Here is a 26,602-nt window from a genome sequence, read left to right as displayed (position 1 = left end):
ACATGTGATTGCGACATTACATTCTCCCATTTGGCTGCTGAGCGCTGCCAGTAACCGGCCCAGACATTTGAAATCGGCGATTAAAGCGTGGCGGCCGGGTGAACGCTTCTGGCGACATGCGCGACCGATTGGGCTTCGGAGTTGAACACGTTGGTTGACGTGCGTTCGGCCCGCTCACGCATCGCCACAACAACCCGCCTTTTGCCAGTCTGGTGCATGGCAAGACGGCGGTCGATGCGGTCGTCCTTATGATTGGCGGGGCGAATATGCCCGCCAAAATAGGCACCATCCACTTCCACGTGGCCCGAAAGTTGGTCGCCGCGGTTCTGTTCCATGGCGATGGCTTCACGAAGCTTGTGGCTTAAAACGAAGGCCGTCTTATATTGAACGTCAAGGTCACGGCTCAATTGCAGCGCGGCATAGCCCCTTCGCGCCGTTGACGAAAATGGCGATGAGGTAATCGCGGATGGGGAGCTTGCGATTGGCGAAGATAGTGCCGGAGGTGACAGAAAACTGGGTCTGGCAAGCTTTGCACTTGAAGATGCGGCGAGCCTTGAACGTGTAGCAAATGTGGCTACCGCAGTAGGGGCAGATCGGCTTGCCGGCAGGCTCAGCCCGACGGACGCATTGAAAGGCGTTGTGTGCTTCCTCGTCGCTGGCGGCGTTTGGCTCTCGACAATGCGAGATTTTGAAAAGGGACGGCGCGTGCCTATTGGCAACAATATGAATGTCTTGCGGGGCAGCGCTGGAATCTCGCGGCGTCACTTTCACGGAAAACGGGATAACCGGGCCAGCCAAGTAGGCTAGCCCGGTTTGACGGATTCCGCAGGATTTGCTACAAACTGCGAAGCACCTTCGGTGGAGGCGGGGGGAGTCGAACCCCAGAGAGGACCCATGCAAACGAGCCTCTGGCCCGGCCTTTAGCCGCCCCCATTGAAGGCCGACCCGCGCTAATGCGGGTCGGGTTAATAGGAGCCTAGGCTGCTATTATCATGTACCACCTCCCGGACCGGCTTCACGGCCTTGCGCTTCGGGTTGATCGGACAAACCCGCTGACGGCTCCTGACCGGAACTATCGTCAGCGGGTTTTTCGTTCTCCGGCGGTACCTCGTCTCCGGAAGGTTTCAGCGTCCAGCCCATGCGCCCATGGGAGACAAAGTCGGGATGATGATACAGAAGGGCAGAAAGATTGTTCGCCGGCAAATTGCCGCCGAGCGTGACGCCTCGCCTCTCCAGCCTCTTGTAAATTTCACCTGTCTTCATGGGACCCAGCGCCGAAGACAGGATTTCACGAGCTTCATCGATTGCGGCCTGCCTCATCGGGTCGGGCGAACGCCCGCGCCGGGCAGGCCTGTCTTCGTCTTCCTTGGAGGGGCGAGATGCCGACGGGGATGCCGTGGCAGGTGCCTCGCCGTTATAAATGGCAAGGACACGGCGAAGCTCGTGCAGCTTCACAAGCCTGGGATCTGGCTGCGCCTTCAGCGAAGCCTCAAGGCCGGAAATCTCGTCTTGGAGAGCCTTCTTAAAGTCCATGGCATGGGCGCCTTTGGTTTTGATGACGCTCATATGCCAAAGTTTTGCTGAGTCCACAAGCTCCCCATCCATTAAAAAGACCCACACATGGGGAATTTTTGTGGAGGGAAGCCCCAGATTTTGCTTGACTCGCGAATCATGGGTAACGGAACGGAGCCGGAACCGAATCGAGCCCCTTCCCATCCATCAGCCAATTTTTAGGTGTAACTGCTACCTAAGACCGCATCAAACCGCATGCAGGATGTAAAGCTTGCGCGTTTTCTCATGGATGGTCCATTCGCCCTCCCAGCCAAGCGGCAGGACGAGCAATTCGCCGGGTCCGACATCTTTAGCTGCGCCACCAGGACCGTGCAGCGTCACGCGGCCGGACACGATGTGGCAAATCTCGGAATTCGTGTCACGGCGCGCGGTGAACCGGCCTTGCGAACATTCCCAGACACCGACTTCGATCTTGCCATCCTCCGAAGTCCAAAGCGTGTTGGCTGCTTCCATCTGATCGCCTTCCAGCGAGGTGGGCTTCGGCTGGGGCTCACCGAGGTCGATATGCGCCAGGTGGGCGAAGGTCTTGAAGTCGATCATTGCTAAATCCCTGAAGTGATGCGGTTCAGTGCCCGGTGATGCGATCGGCCAGGGCGGCCAGCCGCGACGTGCGCGGCAGCCCCTTTGCTTCCCGCTCGTCGGCAATTCGATAGAGCTGATACATCGAATGGACGCCAAGCCAGCGCAGCGGCTCTGGCTCCCACTTGCGCACGGTTCGATTGACCCAGGGAAGCCGCGTCAACTCGGTGTCGTTGCCCAGCAGCAGATCGCGCAGAGTGCGCCCCGAGAGGTTCGAGGTGGAAACGCCGAGGCCGACATAACCGCCGGCCCAGCCTATTCCGGTGTGCCTGTCAAAGCCCACCGTCGTGCACCAGTCGCGCGGCACGCCCAGCGTTCCACACCACGCGTGGTCGAGCTTGAGCCCCTTGGTCTGCGGCAGAAGCGTCGTCAGGATTTTATGCAGCTTGTCGATCGTCGCCTGCTGGGTGACGCCTCGAACGTCGGTCTTCGAGCCGAACCGATAGGGCACCCCGCGCCCGCCCATGGCAATGCGTCCTTCCCGGGTGCGCTGGGCGTAGCAGTAAGTGTGCGCGGCGTCGCCGAGCACCTCGTAGCCATCCCAGCCGATTTCGCTCCACAGCTTGTCGGAAAGCGGCTCGGTGACCACGATGGCGCTGTTGAGCGCCAACCACAGTCTTTCGTGGCCGGCGATTCCCGCGGTAAAACCCTCGGTCGCCCGCACGATCTTTTCGGCCCGCACCACGCCCCGGTTGGTTGCGACCTTGCCGCTCTCGATCGACAGCACGGTCGTCTGTTCGTAGATCGGGACGCCGAGCCGCTCCACTGCCCTGGCGAGCCCCTGCACCAGCTTTGCCGGCTGAATCCGCGCAACCTTCTTGATGACGAAGGCGCCGCGGGCGTTGTGTACCGCTATGCGCCGACGCATCTCGGCTGCATCGATATACCCGACGCGCTCGTCGGTCAGCGCCCAGGATCTGGCATGGGCATACATCGCCTTGGCGCGCTGCTCCTGCGCCTCGTTGGTTGCGACCAGCAGTTCGTCGGTGCGACGAATGTCGGCGTCGATGCCTTCAGCTTCCGCAACCGATATGACCTCGTTCACCGTGCCCGTCATTGCCGCCTGCATGGCGATGACTGCAGCGCGCGAGGTTGCCTCCTCATATTTTTCGCGCGACCATGAGAAGCCGCCGGACAGCCAGCCGCCATTGCGCCCCGAAGCACCGAAGCCGGCGAACTCCTTCTCGATGACGACAATATTGAGATGCGGGGCTGCCTGCTTCAGATAATAGGCGGTCCAAAGGCCGGTGTAGCCGGCCCCGACGATACAGACGTCGGCCACGATATCGCCCTGCAGCGGCGGCCGATAGCCGGGCACGCCGCCGATGTCGGCATACCAGAATGAAACGTCGCCGTTCTTCTTCACGTCCATTGTCGCGATTTTTCCCAGACAGGATTTTAGGTCAGCGTGAAATCGGCATTCTCGTCGTCGGCCAGCAGCTTCACGTCGTTGCCCGCGAATACGAGGTCGACCTCGTCGCCGATGGCGAAGGTCTCGGCCTCCAGCGTCGAGCGCACGATCGCCTTCGAGGTGTCGGCCAGCACGACCTCGTATTTGGAGCCAGATCCGAGATAGATGGCCTCGCCGATGCGCCCGGGCAGGGTGTTTCGATCTTGTCCGCCCTTTCCCCGCCTGGCGAGGCTCAGCTTCTCCGGCCGCAGCAGCATCACCGGCTTGGCGCCGTCGGCAAGGCGTTTGGCGGCGGCCACTTTCCGTCCGGCTACGTCGATGGCGGTCTCGTTGCCGGAGGTGGAGGCTGCACCACGCAGTATCGTCGAGTCGCCGACGAACTTTCCGACGAACAACGTCTCGGGCTCGTCGTAGAGTTGGCGACCGGTGCCGATCTGCTCGATGCGTCCCTGGTTGAACACGGCGATGCGGTCCGAGAGGACCAGGGCCTCCTCCTGATCGTGCGTGACGTAGACGAAGGTGGTGCCCAGTTCGCGGTGGATCCGTTTGATCTCGAGCTGCAGCCATTCACGCAGCTTCTTGTCGAGTGCGCCGAGCGGCTCGTCCATCAAGAGCAGCGGCGGGTCGAATACGATGGCACGCGCCAGCGCGACGCGCTGCTGCTGTCCGCCGGAGAGCTCGCTGGGGAAGCGGTGGCCGAAATCGGCCATCCTCACCATGTCCAGCGCCTTGCGCACCCGGGCCGCGCGATCGGGATTGGCGATGCCGCGCAGGGTCAGCGGATATGCGACGTTCCTGCTCACCGTCATATGCGGGAACAGCGCGTAGTGCTGGAAGACGACGCCGATATTGCGTTTGTGCGCCGGTACGCCGATGACGCTTTTGCCGCCGACATCAAGTGAACCCGAGCTGACCTCGGTGAAGCCGGCGATGACGTTGAGCGTGGTCGTCTTGCCCGAACCGCTGGGTCCGAGCAGCGTCATGAACTCCCCCGGCTCGATGCGCAGCGAAACCTTGTCGAGGGCGATGAAGCTGCCATAGTGCTTGCTGACGGATTTGAGGTCTATGGCTGCGCCGCGGGTCGATGGTGAGGCCATGTCAATTTTTTCCCTGTCTCGAGCCGATCAGCAGCCCGGCCCCGATCACCAGCGACGTCACGATGAAGAGCAGCGTGCCCACTGCCGCAACGGTGGGGTCGGCGTCCCGGGTGATGCTCGAGAATATCTGCACCGGCAGTGTCTTCAGATACGGGCTGGTGATGAACAGCGCGACAATGATCTCGTCGAATGAGGTCACGAACGCAAACAGCAGCCCCGACAGGATGCCCGGCGCGATCAGCGGCAAGGTCACCGTCCTGAACGCCGTCAGCCGGGTCGCGCCGAGGCTGGCCGCAGCAGTCTCCAGCCGTTTGTCGAAGACTTCCAGGCTGGCGGAGACGGCGATGATGACGAAAGGAACGGCGAGCATCGTGTGGGCCAGCACGAAGCCGGTCATGGTGCCGACCAACCGCGTATCGAGATAGACCGCGTAGATTCCGACGGCGAGCACCACCCCCGGCACGACCATTGGCGTGATCAGCAGCGCGCGCAGCACGCCGCTGACCCGACTTTTCATGCGATCGAGGCCGAATGCCGCCAGCGTGCCGATGACGGTGGCGAACAGCGCCGTGACGACGGCAACCTTGAGCGAGCCGACCAGGCTCGCCGACCATTCGGGGTTGGTGAAAAAGTTCTGGTACCACTGCCAGGAAAAGCCGGATGGCGGAAAGGCCAGCGACTTCTTGTCGTTGAACGACATCGGCACGACAACGATTGTCGGTGCGACCAGCCAGACCGCTACCAGCAGGCAGTACAGACCGAGCAGGATTCGCCCGGGCTGTTTCATCAGCGCCTCGAGCCCGTCTTGTGCGGTTGACGCGACAGCGGCGCTGCGAGCGCGAGCAGGACGAAGGTGGCGATCAACAGCACCACACCCATCGCACCGCCGCGACCCCAGTTGAGCAGGCTGAGCACCTGGTTCTGGATCAGGGTCGAGAGCATGGTCGATCGCGGACCACCGAGCAGCGCCGGGGTGATGTAGAAGCAGAGTGCAAGAATGAAGACGATGATGGCGCCCGCGTAGACGCCCGGAAGCGAGAGCGGCAGATAGACCTGGGCAAAGGCGCGCGCCGGGCTCGCGCCGAGGCTCCGTGCCGCCTGCATGAGCCGCAGGTCGATCGTCTTCATCACCGAATAGAGCGGCAGGATCATGAACGGCAACAGCACCTGCGCCATGCCGATCACCACGCCTGTCTGCGTGCGGATCAGCTTGACCGGGCTAGGGCCGACAGCCCTGATGACGGAGTTGATCACGCCGGAATCCTGCAGCAGGATGACCCATGCCAGAGTGCGCACCACGCCGCTCACCCAGAATGGCACCAGCACGCACAGAATGAGGACGAGCCGCATCCTGGGTCCGACCGCGGTCATCACATAGGCATAGGGATAGCCGGCGATGAGACATACCAATGTCACCCAGGCGGAGATCGCGAAGGTCCGCTGAAGCACCGTCAGATTGACCGGTGTGCCGAAGAACCAGGCATAGTTCTGCCATCCCCATTGCGGCTCGGAAAAGCTGCGCAAGGTCACGATGGCGAGCGGCAGGCCCAGGCAGATGACGAGCAGCAGCAGCGCCGGCGCGACGAGCCAGAAAGCCTGTCCACGAAACCTGCGCCGCCGGCCGTCTGCCGTGACAGCCGGAACAGTGTCCCGGCTGTCGATTGCTCTCGTTGCCACGGCGGCGGACCTAGTTGCCGGCCATCAACCCGTTCCACTTTTCGTTCGCCACCTCGAAGTTCTCCACCCAGAACTTGATGTTCTGCTGATAGCCAAGCTTCAGCTTGTCCGGCGTGTTGGTCATGAACGCCGCGGTGATCTCGTCCACTTCGGGCTTCGCGTCCTTGTGGATCGGGGTATACGACGTGGTTTTTGCAAGCGTCTCCTGCGCGCTCTTGCCGAGATAGGCGTTGATCAGCGCATGCGCCGCGTCGGGGTCCTTGACGCCCATCGGAATGGTCATCTGGTCCATCACCACCAGCCAGTCCTGCCACGCCGGCGTGTACTTCGCGCCGTTCTTCACCGCGGTCATGGCACGTCCGGTCCACATCGCGATCATGTCGGCTTCGCCGGATTCGGCGAGCTGCTGGGAATCGGCGCCGGTCTTCCAGAAGATCGTGTCCGGGCCGAGCGATTTCACCTTCTCGATAGCCTTGTCGATATCGGCAACCGTCATGTTTTCGACCGACCCGCCGGCGGCGAGCAGCGCCTGCTCGATCATGCCGCCGGACAGATCGCCGCTGCCGTCCAGGGCGCGCGAGCCCGGGAATTTCTCGATGTCGAAGAAATCCTTCCAGCTCTTGGGCGGGTCATCCTTGTACTTTTCGGTGTTGTACATCAGCACCACGCCATAGTTCATGGCCGGCACGCTGCATTCGCTGATCTGGCCCTCCGGAATGTTGGACGTATCGATCTTTGAGAAGTCCAGCTTCTGGAACAGCTTGCCGCAATAGACGTAGGGCGGGAAATCGCCGGTATCGACAACGTCCCAGGTGACATTGCCGGACTCGACCTGCGCCTGCAATTTCGAGATCTCGGTTGGCCCGTCGCTGAGCAGCGTCACGCCTGACTTGTCGACGAACTCTTTCAGCGCGGCGATCTGACCATCCTGATAAATGCCCCCATACGAGACGAAGGTGAGCGTCTTGCCCTTCAGCGAGCCCTCTGCCACCTCGCCCGCCACCGGCTTGCTCTGCGCAAGCGCTGCTGTGGTGATCATCAGCAGCCCGAGCGCGGCCGCCTGTCCGATCCTGGTCTTCATGTCTAATCTCCCATTTATGTGCGCCCGCATTAGTTCGGTCCGTCCGGCTGCGAGCCTTGTCCGGGCGTGTATCGATTGAGTTCCGCCGCGCCACTGGTCGGGGGCGCGATGATCCAGAGCACCTGCGCCGGCTTCTTGCCGACATTCTCTGTACGATGCGGCGTCGAGGTGGCGTATTCGATGCTGTCGCCTTCGTTCATGACGAAGCGCTCGTCTGCCAGCGTCAGCTCGACAGTGCCCTTCAGGACGACGAACATCTCGTGCTTGCCGCCATGCGTGTAAGCTTCGTCGCCGGTCGAGCCGCCGACGTCGAAGTCCCCCGAATAAACCTCGAATTCATGGATCGGCCGACGCGACAGCAGCGTCTTTCGGCAACCGTGGCTGATCGGCAGCAGGGGGCGGTGGGCTCTGGTAAGCACCTTGTGGAACCCACCTTCAGTCTGCTCGAACAGCTCGTTGATGCCGAGATCCAGGGCTGCCGCGATCCGCATCAGGGTGCTGGCACTGGCGCCGCTCAGATTGCGCTCGAGCTGGCTGATGAAGCTCGCCGTCGTGCCGACCATGTCAGCCAGCTGGCGAAGCGAAATGCGTCGGGCCATGCGAATGGCCTTGATCCGGCCGCCGACATGCTTGGCCTTGCCGGCTTCCGTCGTCGCCAACGCGGCTACCTCCGGGAATGTCGCAGGGTCGACTTTCACCGAGTGCCTCCTTCACTTAACACCCTATTAAGTGAAATGTCGGAACGCAAGCCGTTTGTCGAGGCACGGTCCTGGCCCGTCGGCGCGGCTGCGTACGCGGGCGCTGCTCATTTCGTGGGCGAGGCGAAAAAACGGCTCGCGGCGGTCGCGGCCATCGCATCGGCGAGGCCCATCTGCCATTGCGTGCGGCAATAGGCGCGGAAATCGAAGCAAGGCAGGCCCGGGCAGACCTCGAACTCGATGAGGTGGATGCTATCGTCGGTTTCGATCCGGAAATCGACGGAAAACACATCCCGCAGGCCAAGCCCGGCGATCAGGCTTTGCGCGATCCGTCGGATCCTTGCATCGGCTCGCGGCTGGCTGGCGGCAACCGGCAGCAGCACCGGCTCGGCATATGTTCCCGCCGCCCTGGCAGCCTCGCCGGTGTCGCCGTAGAGCGCCAGGCTGTCTTCCATTGTCTGGAAATCACTTCCCGACTCGACAAAGACGATGCCGAGCGCTTCGACGCCGGTGTCCGGCTTCAGACCGAGAAAACTGGCGCGCGCATTGCGCCCGGTGACGTAGGGCTGCACGACGACATCGTCGCGATAGGCAGCGAAGACGCGCCGGCTAAGCTCAAGCGCGTGGCCGAGATCTCTGCTGCGCGAATCCGGCCAGATGCCAATCTTGGCGCCGAGCCGGCTCGGCTTGACGAACCAGCCGGCTGACGAAGCCGGTGGCTCGACAAGCCAGCGTCCGTCGCGTGCCAAACCGGATTGCGGCACCGGCAGGCCGAGTGCACCGAGCACGGCGCCGGAGCGGAACTTGTCCTGGCAGAGCGCAAACAGCGCATCATCGGCGCCGAGCAGCTTCAGGCCGTTCAGCCTTGCCAGCGCCGGCGCCGCACCGCCACGGAAATAGGCGATGCCGTCGGTCAGCGTCCACACCAGCGTCGTCTTCGGATCCTCACCGGCAAGCAGATTTGCGGCATCGTCGAGCGCCACCGGCGCGAAGGACAGGCCGCGCGTCTGGCAGGCTGCGGCCAGCGCGTCGAACTCAGGGGCGATGTCGGTCGATTGCGCCAGATAGGAGGCGATTTCGGCGGCGCGCCCCGGCACGTGGCCATCAGCAACCAGCCGCTCGAAGCAGGCGTTTTCCGGCTCGTAGACTAGGATCAGCTTCGGCCTGCGGCTTGACATGGCATCAACGATTCCTGGCGATGAACGGGGCCTGGCAGCGCGACTGTCTACCATCGCATGGCGGATGTATCAGGCTTTCGCGAAATCGACGTCAGCCTAGGCAATCAGCACGCGCGGCTCGAAGCGGCCGTTGACCGGAATGTCGAGCAGAAACGTCATGCCGGCTTGCGGGTCCAGCAGGCGCTGTTTCTCATCCTTGCCCGACCAGGCGGAGGTGACCGCCAGCCGGTCGGCGTCCCTGCCGACAAAGGCCGGGCAGGACGGCTGCGTCACCGGCATCGCGACCGAACGGATGAGCTTGCCGTCAGGCCCGTAGGCTTCAACGACGCTGCCGCCCCAGCAGGCGTTCCACAGGACACCGTCGCGATCGAGCACCGAACCGTCGATATAGCCCTTGGCCTTGCGGTGATCGACGAAGATTTTTGGCTCGCCAGCCGGCAGGCCGGTCGCCGGATCGCAGCCGACGCGCATCAACAGGCCGGTGCTGGTATCGGTGTAATGGGCAACGGTTCCATCTTCGGAAAAACAGATCGAGTTCGACACCGTAATGTCTGAATAGAGCCGGCGCAATTCACCCCTGAAGAACCAGTAGATCGAGCCAGCGGCCTTTGCCTCGCCCTTGCCCATCGTGCCGACCCAAAAGGCGCCGCAGGGATGGACGCGCGAATCGTTCGAGCGCGTCGCCGGATTGTCGGCCTCGATGGCCGTATGCAGCGTCATTTTGCCGGTCGCCACGTCGCGGACATGCAGGCCGGTTTCGGTGGCGATCAACTGTCTTTTGTCGTCGACGACGGCGATCGCGCTGGCCATTTGGCCAAGCTCGTGGATTTTGACGGCACCGCCGGACAGGGGCTTTTCCAGAAGCTGGCCGTTGACGATGTCGAACCAGTAGAGCGTTTCGGTGGCGGGGTCATAGCTCGGGCCTTCGCCGAGTTGACAGACATGGTCGGAAAAAACCGAAACGATGGCTTCGCTCATGGCGCTGCTCCAAACGCTGCGTCCCAGGCCGCGACTGCGGCCTGCGCCCGCGTTGCCACCTCGTCGACGCTCATACCAGGCTTGAACAGGCTGGAGCCGAGGCCGAAGACGCTGACACCGGCCGCCTTGTAGCCGGCAAAGTCCTTCTCCGACACGCCGCCGACCGCGCCGACCAGCGTCTCAGCCGGCAAAACGGCGCGCATCGCCGCGATCCCGGCCGCGCCGAGCACGCTGGCCGGGAAGAATTTCAGCGCCGAGGCGCCGAGCCGGATGGCCTGGAAGGCTTCGGTCGGCGTGAATACGCCCGGCATCGTCACCATGCCGTAATTCATCGCGCGACCCATGACCTCGGCATCGATGTTGGGGCTGACCAGCAGCCGCCCGCCGGCCTTGCTCAGTCCGTCGACATCGGCTGCGGTCAACACAGTCCCGGCGCCGACCAATGCCGTCGCCGGCAGCGCCTCAACAATTCTCGCGATGGAGACAAACGGATCCGGCGAATTGAGCGGCACTTCGATCGCTTCGATGCCGGCCTCGAAGATCGCCCGGCCGACGGCCACCGCCTCGTCCGGCTTGAGGCCGCGCAGGATAGCGACAAGCCCGCGCTCGAGCTTCGGAAACGATGCGGTCTCGGTCATGCGGCAACTCCGCTTCCAGCAATCATGCCATTTTTGCGCGCCGCCTCGATGAGGCCGGCACGCACCGCCTCGTCGGCATCGACGGCTCTCACCGCAAGTCCGGCAAGACCGAGCGCCTCAGTGTAGAGCGCGCCGAGCCCGCCGGAAGCAATCAGCACGACTGACGCCGCGCCTTTTCGATAGCGGCGGCTGGCCGAGGCGATCTCGCCGCCGATCAGCAGGCCGGACAGGCAAGCAGCGGCATCGTCGGGTTTCAGGTTCTGCAAAAGGCCCGCAGCGCGGATCGAGAACAGCCTCGATGTGACATCGCCGCCCTCGGCCAGCGCGATCTCGCACCAGCGCTGGAAAAACGGGTTGCCTGGTGCAACCGGCTTGGGCTGCTCGCCCAGCGAATGGCGCAGGATCGAATGCGCCGCCAGCACCGAAAACAGCTCGCCGGTCGGCCAGGTGCCAAAACCGGCAACGGCGCCGTCCTCGACCAGCACCCATTTGGAGTGGGTGCCGGGCATGCAGACGAGATGGCGGCTTGTTGCCGGCAAACCGGCGCCGGCAAGCTGCGTTTCCTCGCCGCGCATGACGTCAGGCGCGTCGGCCTGGCGCTGGGCAAGGCCCGGCACGATGCGGATGTCGCGGCGCTGGCCGGGAACGCGCGCAGCACCGGCAAGGATGGCGCCGATCGGCGCCGGCACGCTGACATAGGGCGCCTCCAGCCAGCCCTGGCGCGAGCCGGCCATGCCGCAGATGATCACGGGCATCGCTTCCGGCGCGCCCATCGCCGCCAGATGTCCTTCGAGGATGGTCGAAAACCCGGCCGCCTGCGCGGTGATCAGCCCGTCGTCGCCGCGACGCTCGGCGAGGACATTTCCGGCCTCATCGACCAGCCAGACCCTGAGACGGGTGGTGCCCCAATCGACGGCGGCCACAGAAGGCACGTTGCTCGCTGAGTTCACAGGAAGCCCCCGTCGACGATCAGCATCTGCGCGGTCAGCATGCGCGAAGCGTCCGACGCCAGGAACAGCACCGTGCCGACGACGTCTTCCGGCTGCATCACCTGCTTGATGCATTGCTTGGCCACGTGGGCGGAGAGCGCCTGTTCGGTGACCCAGAGCTGCTTCTGCCGCTCGGTGATCACCCAGCCGGGTGCGATCGCATTGACGCGAATGCCGTCGGCGCCGAGCTTGCCGGCAAGCCCCTTGGTCAGGCCGACGATTCCGGCCTTGGCGGCGGTATAGGCCGGCATGTCGGGGTGATTGATCAGGAACGACGTCGACGTGAAGTTGATGATCGAGCCGCCGCCGGCGCGCTTCATGCCAGGCGCGACCGCCTGTGCGGAGAAGAAATGCGGACGCAGGTTGACCGCCTGGTTGTTGTCCCAGAACTCCACGGTGACGTCTTCCACCGCGTGGCGATCGTCAAGTGCTGCATTGTTGACCAGCACGGTGACGTCGCCATGCGCCTCTGCGGCCCTGGCGGCCGAAGCCCGCAGCGCCTCGACGTCGCGTATGTCGGTCTTGAGATAGAGGGGGCGGCGGCCGAGATCCTTTTCGATGCGGTCGGCCAGCGCCAGGCTCGGGGCGTCGGCGATGTCGATGAAGGCGACCTTTGCCCCCTGGCGGGCAAAACCCTCGGTCAGCGCCGCGCCGATGCCGGAGCCACCGCCGGTGATCAGCACCGAAGCGCCCTCAAGGTCGGCAAAGCGCGCCGATGGCATCATTTTTTTCTCCCTGCGCGTGGCCCCGAAAATCGGTTGCGATTTACGGAAAAGGATCATGCGCAAAATCAAAGTGCTACAGCGTCGTTTGCGCGTCCAAAAGGACGCGCGGCGCTGTAGGCTCGGTCGGCGCGCATCCTAGCCAGCCCGGTCGGGGGAGCAAGGGAGAAAAAACAAATTCGCGGGCTTATGTCTGACAAGTCGCTCGTCAGATCGCCTTGACGCGCAAGGTGCCACGGAGGGAATTTCTGAGATAGCCGAGCGTGGCATCGAAACCCGACCGGCCCGCCGAACGGGAATCGTTGCTGCCGGCGCAGCCGAACTGACAAGGCGCTCCGCCTGCGCCTTCATCGAGGCCCAGCAGGCGATCCTCAAAATGTCGCGATTGGCAGATGACCGGCGAGGTTGTAAGGGCAAGCAGCCCATCCGATCCGCCGGAGATCCGCCATGCCTCTGAAAGTCGCTGTCCAGATGGACCACATCTCCACCGTCTCGATTGCCGGCGACACGTCGTTTGCGCTGTCGTTGGAAGCGCAGCGGCGCGGCCACCAGCTGTTTCATTATACGCCCGACCGGCTGTCGCTGCGCGACGGCAAGGTGTTTGCCGGCGTCGAGGAAATGCAGGTCCGCGACGAGAAGGGCAATCACTATTCGCTCGGCGAGAAAGTGCGCACCGACCTGTCGGAGATGGACGTCGTCCTGCTCAGGCAGGACCCGCCGTTCGACATGAACTACATCACCACGACGCATATGCTCGAGTGCATCCATCCCAGGACGCTGGTGGTCAACGACCCGGCCTGGGTGCGCAACAGCCCGGAAAAGATCTTCGTCACCGAGTTTCCCGACCTGATGCCGGAAACGCTGATCACCAAGGACAGCCAGGAGGTTGCCGCCTTCCGCAAGGAGTTCGGCGACATCATCGTCAAGCCGCTCTACGGCAATGGCGGCGCCGGCATCTTCCACCTGCACGAGGCCGATCGCAACCTCGCCTCGCTGCTCGAAATGTTCGGCCAGATGTTCCGCGAGCCCTATATCGTTCAGCGTTATCTGAAGGAGGTGCGAGCCGGCGACAAGCGCATCATCCTGATCGACGGCGAGCCGGTCGGCGCCATCAACCGGGTGCCGGCCGAGACTGATTCACGCTCCAACATGCATGTCGGCGGCCGTGCCGAAAAAACGGAACTAACGGAGCGCGAACGCGAGATCTGCGCCCGCATCGGCCCGTCGCTGAAGGAGCGCGGTTTTATCCTCGTCGGCATCGACGTGATCGGCGACTACATGACCGAGATCAACGTGACGTCGCCGACCGGTGTGCGCGAGGTAAAACGCTTCGGCGGCGCCGACATCGCCAGCCTGTTCTGGGATGCGGTCGAGGCCAAGCGCAAGTAACGTCCCTGCATGCCGGGACGGCGGTGTTCCGGCCCGTAGCCGATGCGACGCCATAACGGCACAACGTTCGATTGTTCCCGTAATGTTCTTGCCTTTGCCCAAAATCTGTGGTTGTCTCGGATGACGCCGTTCGCGGCATGATCGCATGGGCTCGGGCGAGCCCATGTCCGGGGGCAGAAAAATGGTTGCGCGGGTCCGCACGGTCGCTTTCCAAGGCATCGAGGCCGTGCCGGTCGACGTGCAGGTGATGATCGCGCCGGGCAAGGTCAACATGCACATCGTCGGCCTCGGCGACAAGGCGGTGGCCGAAAGCCGGGAGCGGGTGCAGGCGGCGCTGCACGCATCGGGCCTGTCGATGCCGTCGAAGAAGGTCACCGTCAATCTGGCGCCTGCCGACCTGCCCAAGGAAGGCAGCCATTACGATTTGCCGATCGCGCTTGGCCTGATGGCGGCGCTTGGCGCCATTCCAGGCGACATGCTGGCCGGCTACGTCGTGCTTGGCGAACTGTCGCTCGACGGCACCATCGCCGCGGTGGCCGGCGCGCTTCCCGCGGCGATCGGCGCCAATGCCGAAGGCAAGGGCCTGATCTGCCCTTTCGCCTGCGGCCCGGAAGCGGCGTGGGCCGGCAAGGATTTCGACATTCTGGCGCCGCGCAGCCTGATCGCCATCGCCAATCATTTTCGCGGCACGCAAGTGCTGTCGCGGCCGGAGGCCGGCATCCATGCCTCGGCGCGCGACCTGCCGGATCTTGCCGACATCAAGGGCCAGGAGACCGCCAAGCGGGCACTCGAAGTGGCGGCGGCCGGCGGCCATAACATGCTGATGATCGGTCCGCCAGGATCGGGAAAATCGATGCTGGCGCAGCGGCTGCCGTCGATCCTGCCGCCGCTGGCGCCGAGGGAATTGCTCGAAGTCTCGATGATCGCCTCGGTGGCCGGCGAGCTTGGTGAAGGCAAGCTGACCGACCGGCGGCCGTTCCGCGCGCCGCACCATTCGGCCTCGATGGCGGCGCTGGTCGGCGGCGGCCTGCGCGTGCGGCCGGGCGAGGCCTCGCTAGCCCACCACGGCGTGCTGTTCCTCGACGAGTTCCCCGAATTCTCGCCGCAGGCGCTCGACGCGCTGCGCCAGCCGCTGGAGACCGGCGACTGCATGATCGCCCGCGCCAATCATCGCGTCACCTATCCGGCGCGCATCCAGCTGGTCGCGGCGATGAACCCGTGCCGCTGCGGCATGGCCGGCGAGCCGGGCTATCGCTGCCTGCGCGGCGACCGCTGCCGCACCGACTACCAGGCGCGCATATCAGGCCCGCTGCTCGACCGCATCGATCTCCGGATCGAGGTGCCGGCGGTCTCGGCCAGCGATCTGATCCGGCCGGACCGGGCGGAGAAAAGTGCCGATGTGGCGCTGCGCGTGGCCCGCGCGCGGACAACCCAGCGCGAACGTTTCGAGCGGCTCGGCGCGACCTCCGTCACCACCAACGCGCACTGCTCACCCTCTGTTATCGAGGAGATCGCGATGCCGGATCCATCAGGCCTGTCGCTGCTCAGGGATGCCAGCGAAAAGCTCGGCTTTTCAGCGCGGGCCTATCACCGGGTGCTGAAGGTGGCGCGGACGCTGGCCGATCTCGAGGCCAGCGAGACGGTCGGCCGCATCCATCTGGCCGAGGCGATTTCGTACCGCATGAGTTCGGAGCGAATGGCGCAGGCGGCGTGACGTTCCCCTCCCCCCGTGAGGGAGGGAGGGTGACCGGCCCGGCCCGCAGGAACTCGACGGTCTGAGCTACGCGGCCCGATCGTTGTGGCCAATGATTTCCGCGGCAGCTACTTAACCGGAATCATGAGATGTGCGTAGGGAGTGCCCGCCCACATCACATATGGCCTGGACGTGTCAGGTTTGGGGTCAGCCGGATAGCCCTGCATCATGTCCGTTGCGTTGACGATCATCACGTGCGGTCCGGTCTCCACCCAATTGTTGCCTTCCTCGGGCTTCGTCGCATAAGGATCGGTGTTGCTGCCATCGGTGCCGCCGGCCAGCATATACATGAAGCCGACCTTGCCCTTGGGCGGTTCCTTTTTTCCAATCCACGCCATTGCCCATTCCATCGCGTTGGCATCGCCACACATTGGATCCGGGCCAGGTGTGGCCGGGTTGTCCGGCATGCACCAGAAGCCGTTTGTGCCCTCGCGCAGTGTGCGCATTGCACCCTTCTCATCCATAGCGTGGATCGCAGCGCCGCTTGCTACAGCGGGGGGTGCGGCGGATTCAGCGCTCTTGATCATCGCAGCGTCATCGGCGGCTGCGCCTTGCATCGCAACCAAACTGCCCGCCGCCACAAGGGCAGCGACCGTCAGAAGCCGTTTCATGGCCGTTCTCCGGTTTTGAGTTGATCTTGTGCATGATGTCGGACGCACGGCCTCCCAGAGCCGTTTGTCGGTAGTTAAATCGTAGCAGATCGCGTGCACTGGGACAACGACGTTTTAGTAATTGCTAATATCTGTCGGGTTATACTAAAACTCTGTACGCGCTATCGAGGGGCCTTCCTTCGCCTTCAGCTCGAGCCGCCGCGCGTGCAGCACCGGCTCGGTGTAGCCGTTGGGCTGGACCCGGCCCTTGAAGACGAGGTCGCAGGCGGCCAGGAAGGCAATCGACTTGTCGAAGTCAGGGGCCATCGGCCGGTAGAGCGGATCGCCTGCGTTCTGGCGGTCGACGACGCCGGCCATGCGCTTCATCGTCTCCATCACCTGGTCTGAGGTGCACACGCCGTGATGCAGCCAGTTGGCGATGTGCTGCGAGGAGATGCGCAGCGTCGCGCGGTCCTCCATCAGGCCTATGTCATTGATGTCAGGCACTTTCGAGCAGCCGACGCCCTGGTCGATCCAACGAACGACATAGCCCAGAATGCCTTGCGCGTTGTTGTCGAGTTCGTTCTGGACCTCCTCCGGCGACCAGTTCGGCCGCACCTCTACCGGCACCGACAAGATGTCGTCGAGCTTTGCCTTGGGGCGGCTCTTCAGCGCCGCCTGCACAGCGTGGACGTCGACCTTGTGGTAATGGGTGGCGTGCAGTGTCGCCGCTGTCGGAGACGGCACCCAGGCGGTGTTGGCGCCGGCCCTGGGATGGGCGATCTTTTCCGCCAGCATCGCCGCCATCAGATCGGGCATCGCCCACATGCCCTTGCCGATCTGGGCGCGGCCGGCCAGCCCGCATTCCAGCCCGGTGTCGACGTTCCAGGCTTCGTAGGCGGCAATCCAGACGGCCTGCTTCATGTCGCCCTTGCGGATCATCGGGCCGGCTTCCATCGAGGTGTGGATCTCGTCGCCGGTGCGGTCGAGGAAACCGGTGTTGATGAAGACGACGCGATCTTTGGCGGCGCGGATCGCCTCCTTGAGGTTGACGGTGGTGCGCCGCTCCTCGTCCATAATGCCCATTTTGATGGTGTTTTTCACCATGCCGAGCAGCGCCTCGACGCGGTCGAATATCTCGACGGCGAAGGCAACTTCTTCCGGGCCGTGCATCTTGGGCTTTACGACATACATCGAGCCCGCGCGCGAGTTTAGCCGGCGGCCGTTCGGGCCGACATCGTGTAGCGCGATCAGCGCCGTCATCGCCGCATCCATGATGCCTTCCGGGACTTCGTTGCTGTCGCGATCTGTAATCGCCGGATTGGTCATGAGGTGGCCGACGTTGCGGATCAGCATCATCGAGCGGCCGGGCAGGGACAGTGCGCGCCCATCAGGCGCGGTGTACGACCGGTCGGGATTGAGTTTTCGTGTAAACGTGCTGCCGGCCTTGGTGATCTCCTCGGCAAGGTCACCCTTCATCAGGCCGAGCCAGTTGCGGTAGACCAAAACCTTGTCCTGCGCATCGACCGCCGCCACCGAATCCTCGCAGTCCTGAATGGTGGTCAGCGCCGATTCCAGCACGACGTCGGCAATGCCGGCCGGATCGGTCTTGCCGATCTGGTTGCTGCGGTCGATCGATATTTCGACATGCAGGCCATTGCGGGTGAGCAGGACGGCTTCGGGATTATCGGCGTCGCCGCGATAGCCGGCAAACTGTTTGGGATCGGCGAGCGTGGTGGCGCCGGCGCCCTCGCCCAGCCGCAGCATGCCGTTGGCCACGGAAAGCCCGTTCACCCCTGCCCATTTGCCGGTCGTCAGCGGGACCGATTCGTCGAGAAAACCCTTCGCCCAGGCAATGACCCTGGCGCCGCGCACGGGATTGAACCTGGCGCCCCTCTCGGCGCCGTCAATCTCGGGAATGGCATCGGTGCCGTAGAGCGCATCATAGAGCGAGCCCCAGCGCGCATTGGCGGCATTCAGCGCGTAACGCGCGTTCATCACCGGCACTACCAATTGCGGCCCTGCAACCACCGAGATCTCGGGGTCGACATTGTCCGTCGCGACGGAGAAGGCCGGCCCTTCCGGCGCGAGATAGCCGATTTCCCTCAGGAAATCCTTGTAGGCTTCCATGTCGCTGGGTGCGCCATTGTCGCGATACCAGCGGTCGATCTGGCCTTGCAGCGCGTCGCGCTTTGCGAGCAGAGCCCGGTTCTTCGGCGCCAAATCATCCACGATGGCGGAGAAGCCGGTCCACAAGGCGTCGGCTGCAATGCCGGTGCCCCGCAGCGCCTCGTTCACGACGAAATCATAAAGTTCGCGGGCAATCCGCAATCCGGCGATTTCGACGCGATCGGTCATCGGGGCTTCTCCAGACGAAAGGCTTTGGCCGGGCGTTTGACACGTCAAGGTGGCAGGGTCAATTCAGCTTAGGGTGAAGGTAGGGCAATTCGCTTCTATTTCGAATGACGCCTCACCCTTTGCGTTGACGCAGGCTGGTGCGGCTCCCCCTTCTCCCACAAGGCGCCCTATACCGCGATCCTTGGCCTGCCCGACGCCACCGCCACAACATGCGCCTCGATGAACATGCGCTGGCCCTCGACGGTCGAAACGCGGAATTCGCTGGCGATCTCGATTTCGGCGCTGTCGGTGCCGGCGTCCCTGGCCCGCCCGGCGGCAATGGCGCGGACATCGGTTTCCGCTGCCGCGATCGCCGCCGCCTCGTCATTGAAGTCGCGCACGCTTTCGCCCGAGGCGACGCGAAACAGCCCTTCCTGGGGCTGGCTGACGCGCGCCTCCGCCGAAACCCTGACCTGGCCGACGACGGCGCCGAGCGCATTGGCGACATCGGTATCTTCGGGCACCACGCAGTCATGGCCGACCAGCGGCGGCAGCCCGGCATAATGCAGCGGCGCCGAGGCGCCGAGGCCGATGACCGGGCGGTCGAGCGCGACGCTGAGCCGTGCGATGCCGGGATGGGAATCGACGGCGCGCTGGACCAGCGCGTGCGCCACGGTCGCCGCGCCATCCAGCCCGTCCTCGGCAAAGGCGGTTTCGAGGATGACTTCCGCCGACAGCCGGGTCAGCGTGGTCAGCACCCGTTCCGAGATCGCCTCCGGCGTGGCGGCGATCGCCTGTCCGCGGCCGTCGCGCTTGCGGGCGAACAGCTCGGCACCGAGCCGAGCCGTGGCGGCGTCCCAGTTGGCCTGCTTGCCCAGCACATGGGCGGCGTCCGACGGCGTGAAGCCGGCGACATGCACCAGCCCGCGCGACACCAACCGGTTCAAGGTGGCGTTCTGAGCATTTGATGTCAAAAGCCGGTCGACGGCGAGCGGCGTCGGGCCGATCATCTCGTAAAGCTTGGCCTCCGCGCCGGTCAGGCCGGCGGCCAGCCGCTCCGGCACGCCGGTCCTGACCGCCAGGCGGCCATCCATGCGGCCGGGGTTCGCCCGCAGCTGGCGTTCCAGTTCGACAGTCACGGCCGCGCCATGCATCATGCCGGCCAGCGCCAGCGGCACCAGGCGGCGCGGCCCGAGCAGGATTCTTGGGTTGAGCGCGCCATCCTCCAGCGTCACTTCGGAATCGCCGCCGAGTCCAAAGGTGCGCATGGCGACCGCCTCGACCATGGTGCGGAAGCCGCCGACGGTGGCGCCTTCCGGGTCAAGCCTGGGACGGCCCTGGTCGAGCACGGCAACGTCGGTGGTGGTGCCGCCGATGTCGGAGACGACTGCATTGTCGAGGCCGGTCATGTGGCGAGCGCCGACAAGGCTGGCGGCCGGGCCTGAAAGAATCGTCTCGATCGGCCGCTGGCGGGCGAAGGCGGCCGAGACCAGGGCGCCGTCACCGCGCACCACCATCAGCGGAGCGGCGATGCCGCGCGCAGCAAGAAAGCCCTCGGTCGCCGCCACCAGCCGGTCGATCATCGAGATCAGCCTGGCGTTGAGCAGCGTTGTCAGCGCCCGGCGCGGGCCGCCGAGCTTGGCCGAAAGCTCGTGGCTGGCGGTGACCGGCAGGCCGGTCTTTTCGCGAATGAGGTCGCGAGCGGCAAGCTCGTGCGCCGGGTTGCGGGTGGCGAAATAGGCGCAGACGGCAAAGCCCGACACCGAGGCGCCCAGGTCCGGCAGCGCTGCCTCCAGCCCGGACAGATCGAGTTTTGCCGCATTGCCGTGGACATCGTGGCCGCCGGGGCAGAACACGACAGGGTCGGTGCCGAGCGCGGTCTTCAGCCCGTCGCGGGCAAGGTCGCCCTCGGCAAAGCCGATCATCACCAGCGCGACGCGGCCGCCCTGGCCCTCGACCAGCGCGTTGGTGGCAAGCGTCGTCGACATCGACACCAGTTTTATATCTGCCGGATCGGTGGCGGCTTTTTGCAGCACCGCATCGACCGCGCCCGAAATGCCGACCGCCAGATCATGGCGGGTGGTCAGCGCCTTGGCCTTGGCCAGCACTTTGCCGCTTGGTCCGCCGGCTTCCGACCACAGCACGGCATCGGTATAGGTGCCGCCGGTGTCGATGCCGAGGAACAGCGGGGAGGATTTGGTCTTGGCGGTCATATTCTGGCAGCGATCCGGCGAATTTCGTCACCGCCCCTTAGCCGATACGGAACGGCGGATAAAGCCGCGAGCGCTGGGCCACGGCGCCTAATCTCCCCCCTTGAGGGGGAGATGTCGCCGAAGGCGACAGAGGGGGTCGGTACGTCCTGACGCGACCTCCATCGTGGACAGAGGATGCAGGCGCTCTACGCGAGACGACCCCCTCTGGCCTGCCGGCCATCTCCCCCTCGAGGGGCCCTCGAGGGGGAGATTCCAGCGCCAGCTACCCTACAAACCCCACGCGCTTGTGGCTGCCATCACAGAACGGCTTGTTGGCGGAATGGCCGCAGCGGCAGAGGAAGGTGCGTTGCGTGCGGTCGACCGTGTGGCCGGTGCCGGTGACGATCTCGACATTGCCTTCGAGCTTGAGCGGGCCGTTGGTCGTCGGCGTCACGGTGAGCGGGCCATTCCTCGCGTCCAGGGCCGGCGTGTCCTTCAGCGCCGGCTCGCCGGTGGCGGCAAAACCTGATTTGGTGTGGCTGCCGTCGCAGATCGGCTTGTTTTCCGAAGCACCGCAGCGGCAGAGCGTGGCGCGAAAAGACGTCTCATCGCCAAGCACGATCTCGGCATGCAGCGCCAGCGGACCGTTTTCCCTAATGCGCACGGTGTTGACCACCGGCGGCTGTTCCTGCGGCCCGCCATCCTTTCTGATATAGGTGATGGCGCCGGACGGGCAGCTTTCGGCGATCGCCACGATCTTCTCGACACTGGCCGCCTCGGGATGGATCCACTCACCCGGTGCGTTGGGCACGAAGACATGCGGATCGCCCAGCACGCAATTGCGCGAATGGATGCAGCGCCGGCCGGAAAAGCCGACATCGATTTTCTCGCCTTCGACCGTGCCTGCCATGGGTGTGGTCTCCTCGGTTGCTGGCAGGCTAAGGCTGCCGCGCGAAGGGCGTCAAGTAGCGATCTCCCCCCTCGTGGGGGATGTCCGGTCCACCCTCCGCAGCTGCAGCACAGCTGCTGCGGAGGACGGGCAGGACGGAGGGGGCGGGCGTGAAGGACCGCCAACGTGTCAGGCTCGATCAACCGATAGTCACCGAAGGTCGCAGCTCGATTTGATCGACATGCCGGCGGGAAAGCGCCCCCTCTGCCCTGCCGGCCTTATGAGCAAAGCGTCAAACTCCACCGGATAAGATCGTCAAACTGTGGCTATGGCTATCTAATCAAACACAATTCTGCTTTGCTTCAACAATGGCGACTATCAACCTTCCAATACAAATCACTTACGACACAAGAGGCTCAACACCTTTGGTGGACGTAATAGCGGCGCTGCAAGCAGCAGACATAGCAATCCAGGATGCCGTTTCCTTACTTCCCAGCCTAATCGATGGTGTTCATATCGAGCGGAGTCAGATAAACGTTCGCTCTTTGTCCCAAGAAAGCCCCCTTCGGGAGCTATTCATAGTGTCGCTGATCGTCGCCTTTCAGGACGATTTGAAAACCGAGATTCCGCCGATGCTTGAAGACCTTTTCAAGGTCAACATACCGGACTCGTACGACTCGTTGGTCACGGTCGTTACGATGATCGTCCTGTTTTACGGCGCGTCGTTTTTGAAGGATGCAGCGGTAAAGGCGGTGGAGGATGGTGCGCTCAGGCGGAAACTAGACAACATTGTCGATCAGCTAGCCAAAAACACCGGTAAGTCGAAAGAGGACATAAAGAGAATTCTTGATGCGAAGTATGGGAAACCCGCCACGGTAAAGCGCTTGGCAAAGGCGGTGCAGGGCTTCTTCATTCCAAGCCAGCGTGAAGGCGGTGTGCCAATCCTATTTGATAGAGAACGTGTCGAGTCAGAAGTCGTCAAGCAAATCCCATATGCTGAAGAGTTCAGCGCCAAAGAGGATTTTGAACGGTACGACAGTTACAACGACGTCACGCTTGAAATACACGCTCAGGACAAGGACAAGATCAATACCGGCTGGGCGGCCGTCCCGAAAGGCGTCACAGAATCACGCCTCAGAATGAAGCTGGTCGACCCGGTGACGGCTCATGATATCTGGACCAAAGATACCGTTCGGGGGGATATCACCATTGTTTCTAAGCTCACAAGCGACGGCTATGCACCGGCGGAAATCCATCTGACCGCTGTACGCAATTCGGACTAAATCGAATTTCAAGACCCTACTTTGCGGCAGGAAACCGCCCCACTGATTCTGCGATTCCGGCTCAATGACGAAAATTATCGCCGCGCGCCGCGCGGGTTGAACAACTCGACGGCGACGGTGGGCTGACTGCTTCTTCATGAAGAGGGCCACGTCGGCGGCATACAAGTGCAGAGGATTTATCTTTCCTTGCAGGCAACTTACAGTATTTGACACGAATCCAAATAGGTTGGCATCTGGAAGGAAGTTCCCATGATAGATGAGACGACAGATGCACCCGTAGACGGTGGTGATCAAATCTCTCTTAAAGATCCGCTCATATCCAAAACTCGACCGGTCGTCGGGCTAGGAGTTCCCACCGGCCTTGCAAAGCAGATGGCGGGCCTCGGCTCTGGATCGGATTTCGCCAAGCAGGTGATGGGCCTCGGGTCCACTTCCAGCCTTGCAAAGCAGATGGCGGGCCTCGGCTCTGGATCGGATTTCGCCAAGCAGATGATGGGCCTCGGCTCCACCTCCAGCCTTGCAAAGCAGATGGCGGGTCTCGGCCTTGGATCGGATTTCGCCAAGCAGATGATGGGCCTCGGCTCTACTTCCAACCTTGCAAAGCAAATGGCGGGTCTCGGCTCTGGATCGGATTTCGCCAAGCAGATGATGGGCCTCGGCTCCACTTCCAACCTTGCAAAGCAAATGGCGGGTCTCGGCCTTGGATCGGATTTCGCCAAGCAGGTGATGGGCCTCGGCTCCACTTCCAGCCTTGCAAAGCAGATGGCGGGTCTCGGCCTTGGATCGGATTTCGCCAAGCAGGTGATGGGCCTCGACGCAACGGCCAAGTTCGCTAGACAAATGGCGGGCTCTGGTTTTGCCAGGCCCTCCATTGGCGACGCGTTAGGCTTGGCTGCAAAGCTAGGTCCGTTCTCCACCCGCCAAATGGTCGGTGCAATTCTGGCGGAAGCCAAAGTCGCCGCAGAGGGTGTAGGGCGAGATAAAGCCGTCGAATCTTCTTTGACGATCGATGCATTCGAGTTTGCTCAGGCCGCAGATCGCAAAACCGAGCAGCTCTCCACGGCACTGGAGTTTCTCGGGGAATTTCAGGACGCGTTACAAGGTTGGCTGGGAAGAGCCCGCTCCCTACCCGAAGCAATCGGTTTAGCGAACTGCATAATAATTGTGCTGATGGCCATACAGATATGGCTAGCCTGGACGCCAGCAGACGCAGACGATTTTGCGGAACTTAGCGAAACGATGCAGCAACAAACAACGATTTTGAAAAAAATCGGCGACTTAGAGAAAAATCGCTTAACCGATTACTTTTCAAGTAAAGAGGAAGCCAAAGCTAATATTGAAGCACAAACCCGCATTAGTGAAAAGATTGTCGAACTTTTGGAACTCGGCCTCCAGTACCCAGTCACCCTCTTTCAAAGGGAAAATACCTATTATCAGGCTAGCCGCACAATCGTCCTTAAATCCGATAGAAAGATGACATCGGACGACGCTGGCGTAGTTTCCGCCGGGGAAGTGGTGATGCTAATCGATCGGCAAAGCAAATGGGTCTTGGTCGAGGCTTTTGATCCATTACTTGGCAAAGCGGTTAGAGGTTGGGCACGGAAGAAGTACTTCCGTGATATGCGACCGCGCAGATAGCGCCCCGCCTGCCCCCGGCAGCTCCCCCCGGACTGGCGCTCACCTACCGGATCGATACGTCCCCCCTTTGGCCGAACCGCTCAATCCCCCATCTTCAGCGCCTGAATAAAAGCCTCCTGCGGGATATCCACCTTGCCGAACTGCCGCATCCGCTTTTTGCCCTCTTTCTGCTTGTCGAGCAGCTTGCGTTTGCGCGAGACGTCGCCGCCGTAGCATTTGGCGGTGACGTCCTTGCGCAGCGCCGAGATTGTCTCGCGGGCGATGACCTTGCCGCCGATCGCGGCCTGGATCGGGATCTTGAACAGATGGTTCGGGATCAGTTCCTTCAGCTTCTCGCACATCAGCCGGCCGCGCTTTTCTGCCGCCGTGCGGTGGACCAGCATCGACAGCGCGTCGACCGGCTCCTCGTTGACCAGGATCGACATTTTAACCAGGTCGCCTTCCTTGTAGTCGGTCAGGTGATAGTCGAAGGAGGCGTAGCCCTTGGAGATCGACTTTAGGCGATCATAGAAGTCGAAGACGACTTCGTTGAGCGGCAGATCGTAGGTCAGCATGGCGCGCTTGCCGACATAGGACAGGTCGGCCTGGATGCCGCGCCGGTCCTGGCAGAGTTTTAGGATGCCGCCGAGATACTCGTCAGGGGTGAGGATGGTGGCGCGGATCCACGGCTCCTCGATGGCCGATATCTTGACCACGTCGGGCATGTCGGCGGGGTTGTGCAATTCCTTCGTCGTGCCGTCGCTCAACAGCAGCCGGTAAACGACCGACGGCGCCGTGGCGATGAGGTCGAGGTTGAACTCGCGCTCCAGCCGCTCCTGGATGATTTCCAGATGCAGCAGGCCAAGGAAGCCGCAGCGATAGCCGAAACCGAGCGCAGCACTGGTTTCCATTTCAAAGGAGAAAGAAGCGTCGTTGAGGCGCAGCTTGCCGACTGCGGCGCGCAAATCCTCGAAATCGGCGGCATCGACCGGGAACAGGCCGCAGAATACCACCGGCTGCGCCGGCTTGAAGCCGGGCAGGGCCTGTGCCGTCTGGCGCTTGTCCTCGGTGATGGTGTCGCCGACGCGGGTATCGGCGACCTCCTTGATCGAACCGGTGAAGAAGCCGAACTCGCCGGGGCCGAGCTCGTCGACATTGATGCGGGCCGGGGTGAAGACGCCGGTGCGCTCGACCAGGTACTTGGCGCCGGTGCCCATCATGCGAATGGTCTGGCCCTTCTTCAGCACGCCGTCGATGATGCGGACCAGCACGATGACGCCGAGATAGGCGTCGTACCAGCTGTCGACCAGCATCGCCTTCAGCGGTGCTGTGATGTCGCCCTCGCGCGGCGGCGGCAAATCGTTGACGATCGCCTCCAGCACGTCGGGAATGCCGAGCCCCGTCTTGGCCGAGATCAGCACGGCGTTGGAGGCATCGATGCCGATCACCTCCTCGACCTGCTCGCGGATGCGCTCGGGCTCGGCGGCCGGCAGGTCGACCTTGTTCAGCACCACGACGATCTCGTGGTTGTTGTCGATGGCCTGGTAGACATTGGCCAATGTCTGCGCCTCGACGCCTTGCGAGGCATCGACGACCAGCAGCGAGCCCTCGCAGGCGGCCAGCGACCGCGACACTTCATAGGCGAAGTCGACATGGCCGGGCGTGTCGATCAGATTGAGGATATAATCCTCGCCATTGCTGGCGTGGTATTTCAGCCGCACCGTCTGCGCCTTGATGGTAATGCCGCGCTCGCGCTCGATATCCATCGAGTCCAGCACCTGCTCCTTCATGTCGCGCAACTCCAGCCCGCCGGTCAGCTGGATCAGCCGGTCGGCAAGCGTGGATTTGCCATGGTCGATATGGGCGACGATGGAGAAATTGCGGATGTTCTTGATCGGCGTGGTCATGTCGGGCGCTTTAGCAGGGGCAGCT

General features: G+C 63.1%; 22 protein-coding genes and 1 pseudogene. 4 read left to right on the top strand and 19 right to left on the bottom strand.

The features are described 5' to 3' along the window. Positions 1-83: 83 nt before the first annotated feature. The 14 genes and pseudogenes from AC0L2A_RS19630 to AC0L2A_RS19565 form a co-directional block, all read right to left on the bottom strand. A pseudogene (locus AC0L2A_RS19630) lies at positions 84-657 on the bottom strand (IS1595 family transposase); the annotation flags it as partial. A 333-nt stretch (positions 658-990) separates the two neighbouring features. After that, positions 991-1,566 (bottom strand): hypothetical protein, encoded by a 576-nt coding sequence (locus tag AC0L2A_RS19625; protein WP_473610181.1) that lies wholly within the window; start codon positions 1,564-1,566, stop codon positions 991-993. A gap of 192 nt (positions 1,567-1,758) precedes the next feature. Then, entirely contained in the window at positions 1,759-2,112 is a 354-nt protein-coding gene (locus AC0L2A_RS19620) for a cupin domain-containing protein (RefSeq protein WP_473610180.1), read from the bottom strand. 25 nt (positions 2,113-2,137) lie between these two features. Then, positions 2,138-3,523, bottom strand: coding sequence for an NAD(P)/FAD-dependent oxidoreductase (locus tag AC0L2A_RS19615; RefSeq protein WP_473523795.1), 1,386 nt, complete (start codon positions 3,521-3,523; stop codon positions 2,138-2,140). 26 nt (positions 3,524-3,549) lie between these two features. After that, a complete protein-coding gene (locus tag AC0L2A_RS19610; protein ID WP_236370805.1) occupies positions 3,550-4,659 on the bottom strand; it encodes an ABC transporter ATP-binding protein in 1,110 nt (369 codons plus the stop codon). A 1-nt stretch (position 4,660) separates the two neighbouring features. Further along, entirely contained in the window at positions 4,661-5,446 is a 786-nt protein-coding gene (locus AC0L2A_RS19605) for an ABC transporter permease (RefSeq protein ID WP_292404742.1), read from the bottom strand. Continuing rightward, positions 5,446-6,336, bottom strand: a complete 891-nt coding sequence (locus AC0L2A_RS19600; RefSeq protein ID WP_473610179.1) for an ABC transporter permease — start codon at positions 6,334-6,336, stop codon at positions 5,446-5,448. Before AC0L2A_RS19600 ends, AC0L2A_RS19605 begins: the two co-directional genes overlap by 1 nt. A 10-nt stretch (positions 6,337-6,346) precedes the next feature. Next, complete coding sequence (locus tag AC0L2A_RS19595; protein WP_473610178.1) at positions 6,347-7,417, bottom strand: extracellular solute-binding protein; 1,071 nt, start codon at positions 7,415-7,417, stop codon at positions 6,347-6,349. 29 nt (positions 7,418-7,446) lie between these two features. Then, positions 7,447-8,115, bottom strand: coding sequence for a helix-turn-helix domain-containing protein (locus tag AC0L2A_RS19590; RefSeq protein ID WP_473610177.1), 669 nt, complete (start codon positions 8,113-8,115; stop codon positions 7,447-7,449). A 107-nt stretch (positions 8,116-8,222) separates the two neighbouring features. Beyond that, complete coding sequence (locus tag AC0L2A_RS19585; RefSeq protein ID WP_473610175.1) at positions 8,223-9,293, bottom strand: D-alanine--D-alanine ligase family protein; 1,071 nt, start codon at positions 9,291-9,293, stop codon at positions 8,223-8,225. A 96-nt stretch (positions 9,294-9,389) separates the two neighbouring features. Beyond that, positions 9,390-10,271 (bottom strand): SMP-30/gluconolactonase/LRE family protein, encoded by an 882-nt coding sequence (locus tag AC0L2A_RS19580; protein ID WP_473610174.1) that lies wholly within the window; start codon positions 10,269-10,271, stop codon positions 9,390-9,392. Next, positions 10,268-10,909 (bottom strand): 2-dehydro-3-deoxy-6-phosphogalactonate aldolase, encoded by a 642-nt coding sequence (locus AC0L2A_RS19575; protein WP_473610172.1) that lies wholly within the window; start codon positions 10,907-10,909, stop codon positions 10,268-10,270. Before AC0L2A_RS19575 ends, AC0L2A_RS19580 begins: the two co-directional genes overlap by 4 nt. Further along, the gene (locus AC0L2A_RS19570; RefSeq protein WP_128185705.1) at positions 10,906-11,859 is read right to left on the bottom strand and encodes a 2-dehydro-3-deoxygalactonokinase; all 954 of its coding nucleotides are present in this window, start codon (positions 11,857-11,859) and stop codon (positions 10,906-10,908) included. Before AC0L2A_RS19570 ends, AC0L2A_RS19575 begins: the two co-directional genes overlap by 4 nt. After that, positions 11,856-12,623, bottom strand: a complete 768-nt coding sequence (locus AC0L2A_RS19565) for an SDR family NAD(P)-dependent oxidoreductase (protein WP_128185707.1) — start codon at positions 12,621-12,623, stop codon at positions 11,856-11,858. The genes AC0L2A_RS19570 and AC0L2A_RS19565 overlap by 4 nt, the downstream gene beginning before the upstream one ends. 444 nt (positions 12,624-13,067) lie before the next feature. Here AC0L2A_RS19565 and gshB point away from each other — a divergent pair, with 444 nt between their 5' ends. Both gshB and AC0L2A_RS19555 read left to right on the top strand, forming a co-directional pair. Next, complete coding sequence (gene gshB, locus AC0L2A_RS19560) at positions 13,068-14,009, top strand: glutathione synthase (RefSeq protein ID WP_473610171.1); 942 nt, start codon at positions 13,068-13,070, stop codon at positions 14,007-14,009. 181 nt (positions 14,010-14,190) lie between these two features. Further along, positions 14,191-15,723, top strand: coding sequence for a YifB family Mg chelatase-like AAA ATPase (locus AC0L2A_RS19555; RefSeq protein ID WP_473610169.1), 1,533 nt, complete (start codon positions 14,191-14,193; stop codon positions 15,721-15,723). Positions 15,724-15,830: 107 nt separating this feature from the next. On the opposite strand, the gene AC0L2A_RS19550 is transcribed toward AC0L2A_RS19555, so the two are convergent. From AC0L2A_RS19550 to AC0L2A_RS19535, 4 genes are all read right to left on the bottom strand, one after another. Then, complete coding sequence (locus AC0L2A_RS19550) at positions 15,831-16,373, bottom strand: hypothetical protein (protein ID WP_473610168.1); 543 nt, start codon at positions 16,371-16,373, stop codon at positions 15,831-15,833. A gap of 144 nt (positions 16,374-16,517) precedes the next feature. After that, positions 16,518-18,710, bottom strand: coding sequence for a malate synthase G (locus tag AC0L2A_RS19545; protein ID WP_473610167.1), 2,193 nt, complete (start codon positions 18,708-18,710; stop codon positions 16,518-16,520). A gap of 167 nt (positions 18,711-18,877) precedes the next feature. After that, positions 18,878-20,902, bottom strand: coding sequence for a hydantoinase/oxoprolinase N-terminal domain-containing protein (locus tag AC0L2A_RS19540; RefSeq protein ID WP_473610166.1), 2,025 nt, complete (start codon positions 20,900-20,902; stop codon positions 18,878-18,880). A gap of 262 nt (positions 20,903-21,164) precedes the next feature. Beyond that, positions 21,165-21,791 carry a CDGSH iron-sulfur domain-containing protein gene (locus tag AC0L2A_RS19535; RefSeq protein ID WP_473610164.1) on the bottom strand — a complete coding sequence of 209 codons (627 nt, stop codon included), beginning with the start codon at positions 21,789-21,791 and terminating at the stop codon, positions 21,165-21,167. A gap of 560 nt (positions 21,792-22,351) precedes the next feature. Here AC0L2A_RS19535 and AC0L2A_RS19530 point away from each other — a divergent pair. Together AC0L2A_RS19530 and AC0L2A_RS19525 are read left to right on the top strand one after the other, a co-directional pair. Continuing rightward, entirely contained in the window at positions 22,352-23,053 is a 702-nt protein-coding gene (locus AC0L2A_RS19530) for a hypothetical protein (protein ID WP_473610163.1), read from the top strand. Between the two features lie 249 nt (positions 23,054-23,302). Continuing rightward, positions 23,303-24,691, top strand: coding sequence for a hypothetical protein (locus AC0L2A_RS19525; RefSeq protein WP_473610161.1), 1,389 nt, complete (start codon positions 23,303-23,305; stop codon positions 24,689-24,691). 80 nt (positions 24,692-24,771) lie between these two features. On the opposite strand, the gene lepA is transcribed toward AC0L2A_RS19525, so the two are convergent. Beyond that, positions 24,772-26,577, bottom strand: a complete 1,806-nt coding sequence (lepA, locus tag AC0L2A_RS19520; RefSeq protein WP_473610160.1) for a translation elongation factor 4 — start codon at positions 26,575-26,577, stop codon at positions 24,772-24,774. Positions 26,578-26,602: the final 25 nt, after the last annotated feature.

The organism is Mesorhizobium sp. WSM4844 (genome assembly GCF_055811775.1).
This window is presented reverse-complemented; position numbering and strand designations above follow the sequence as displayed.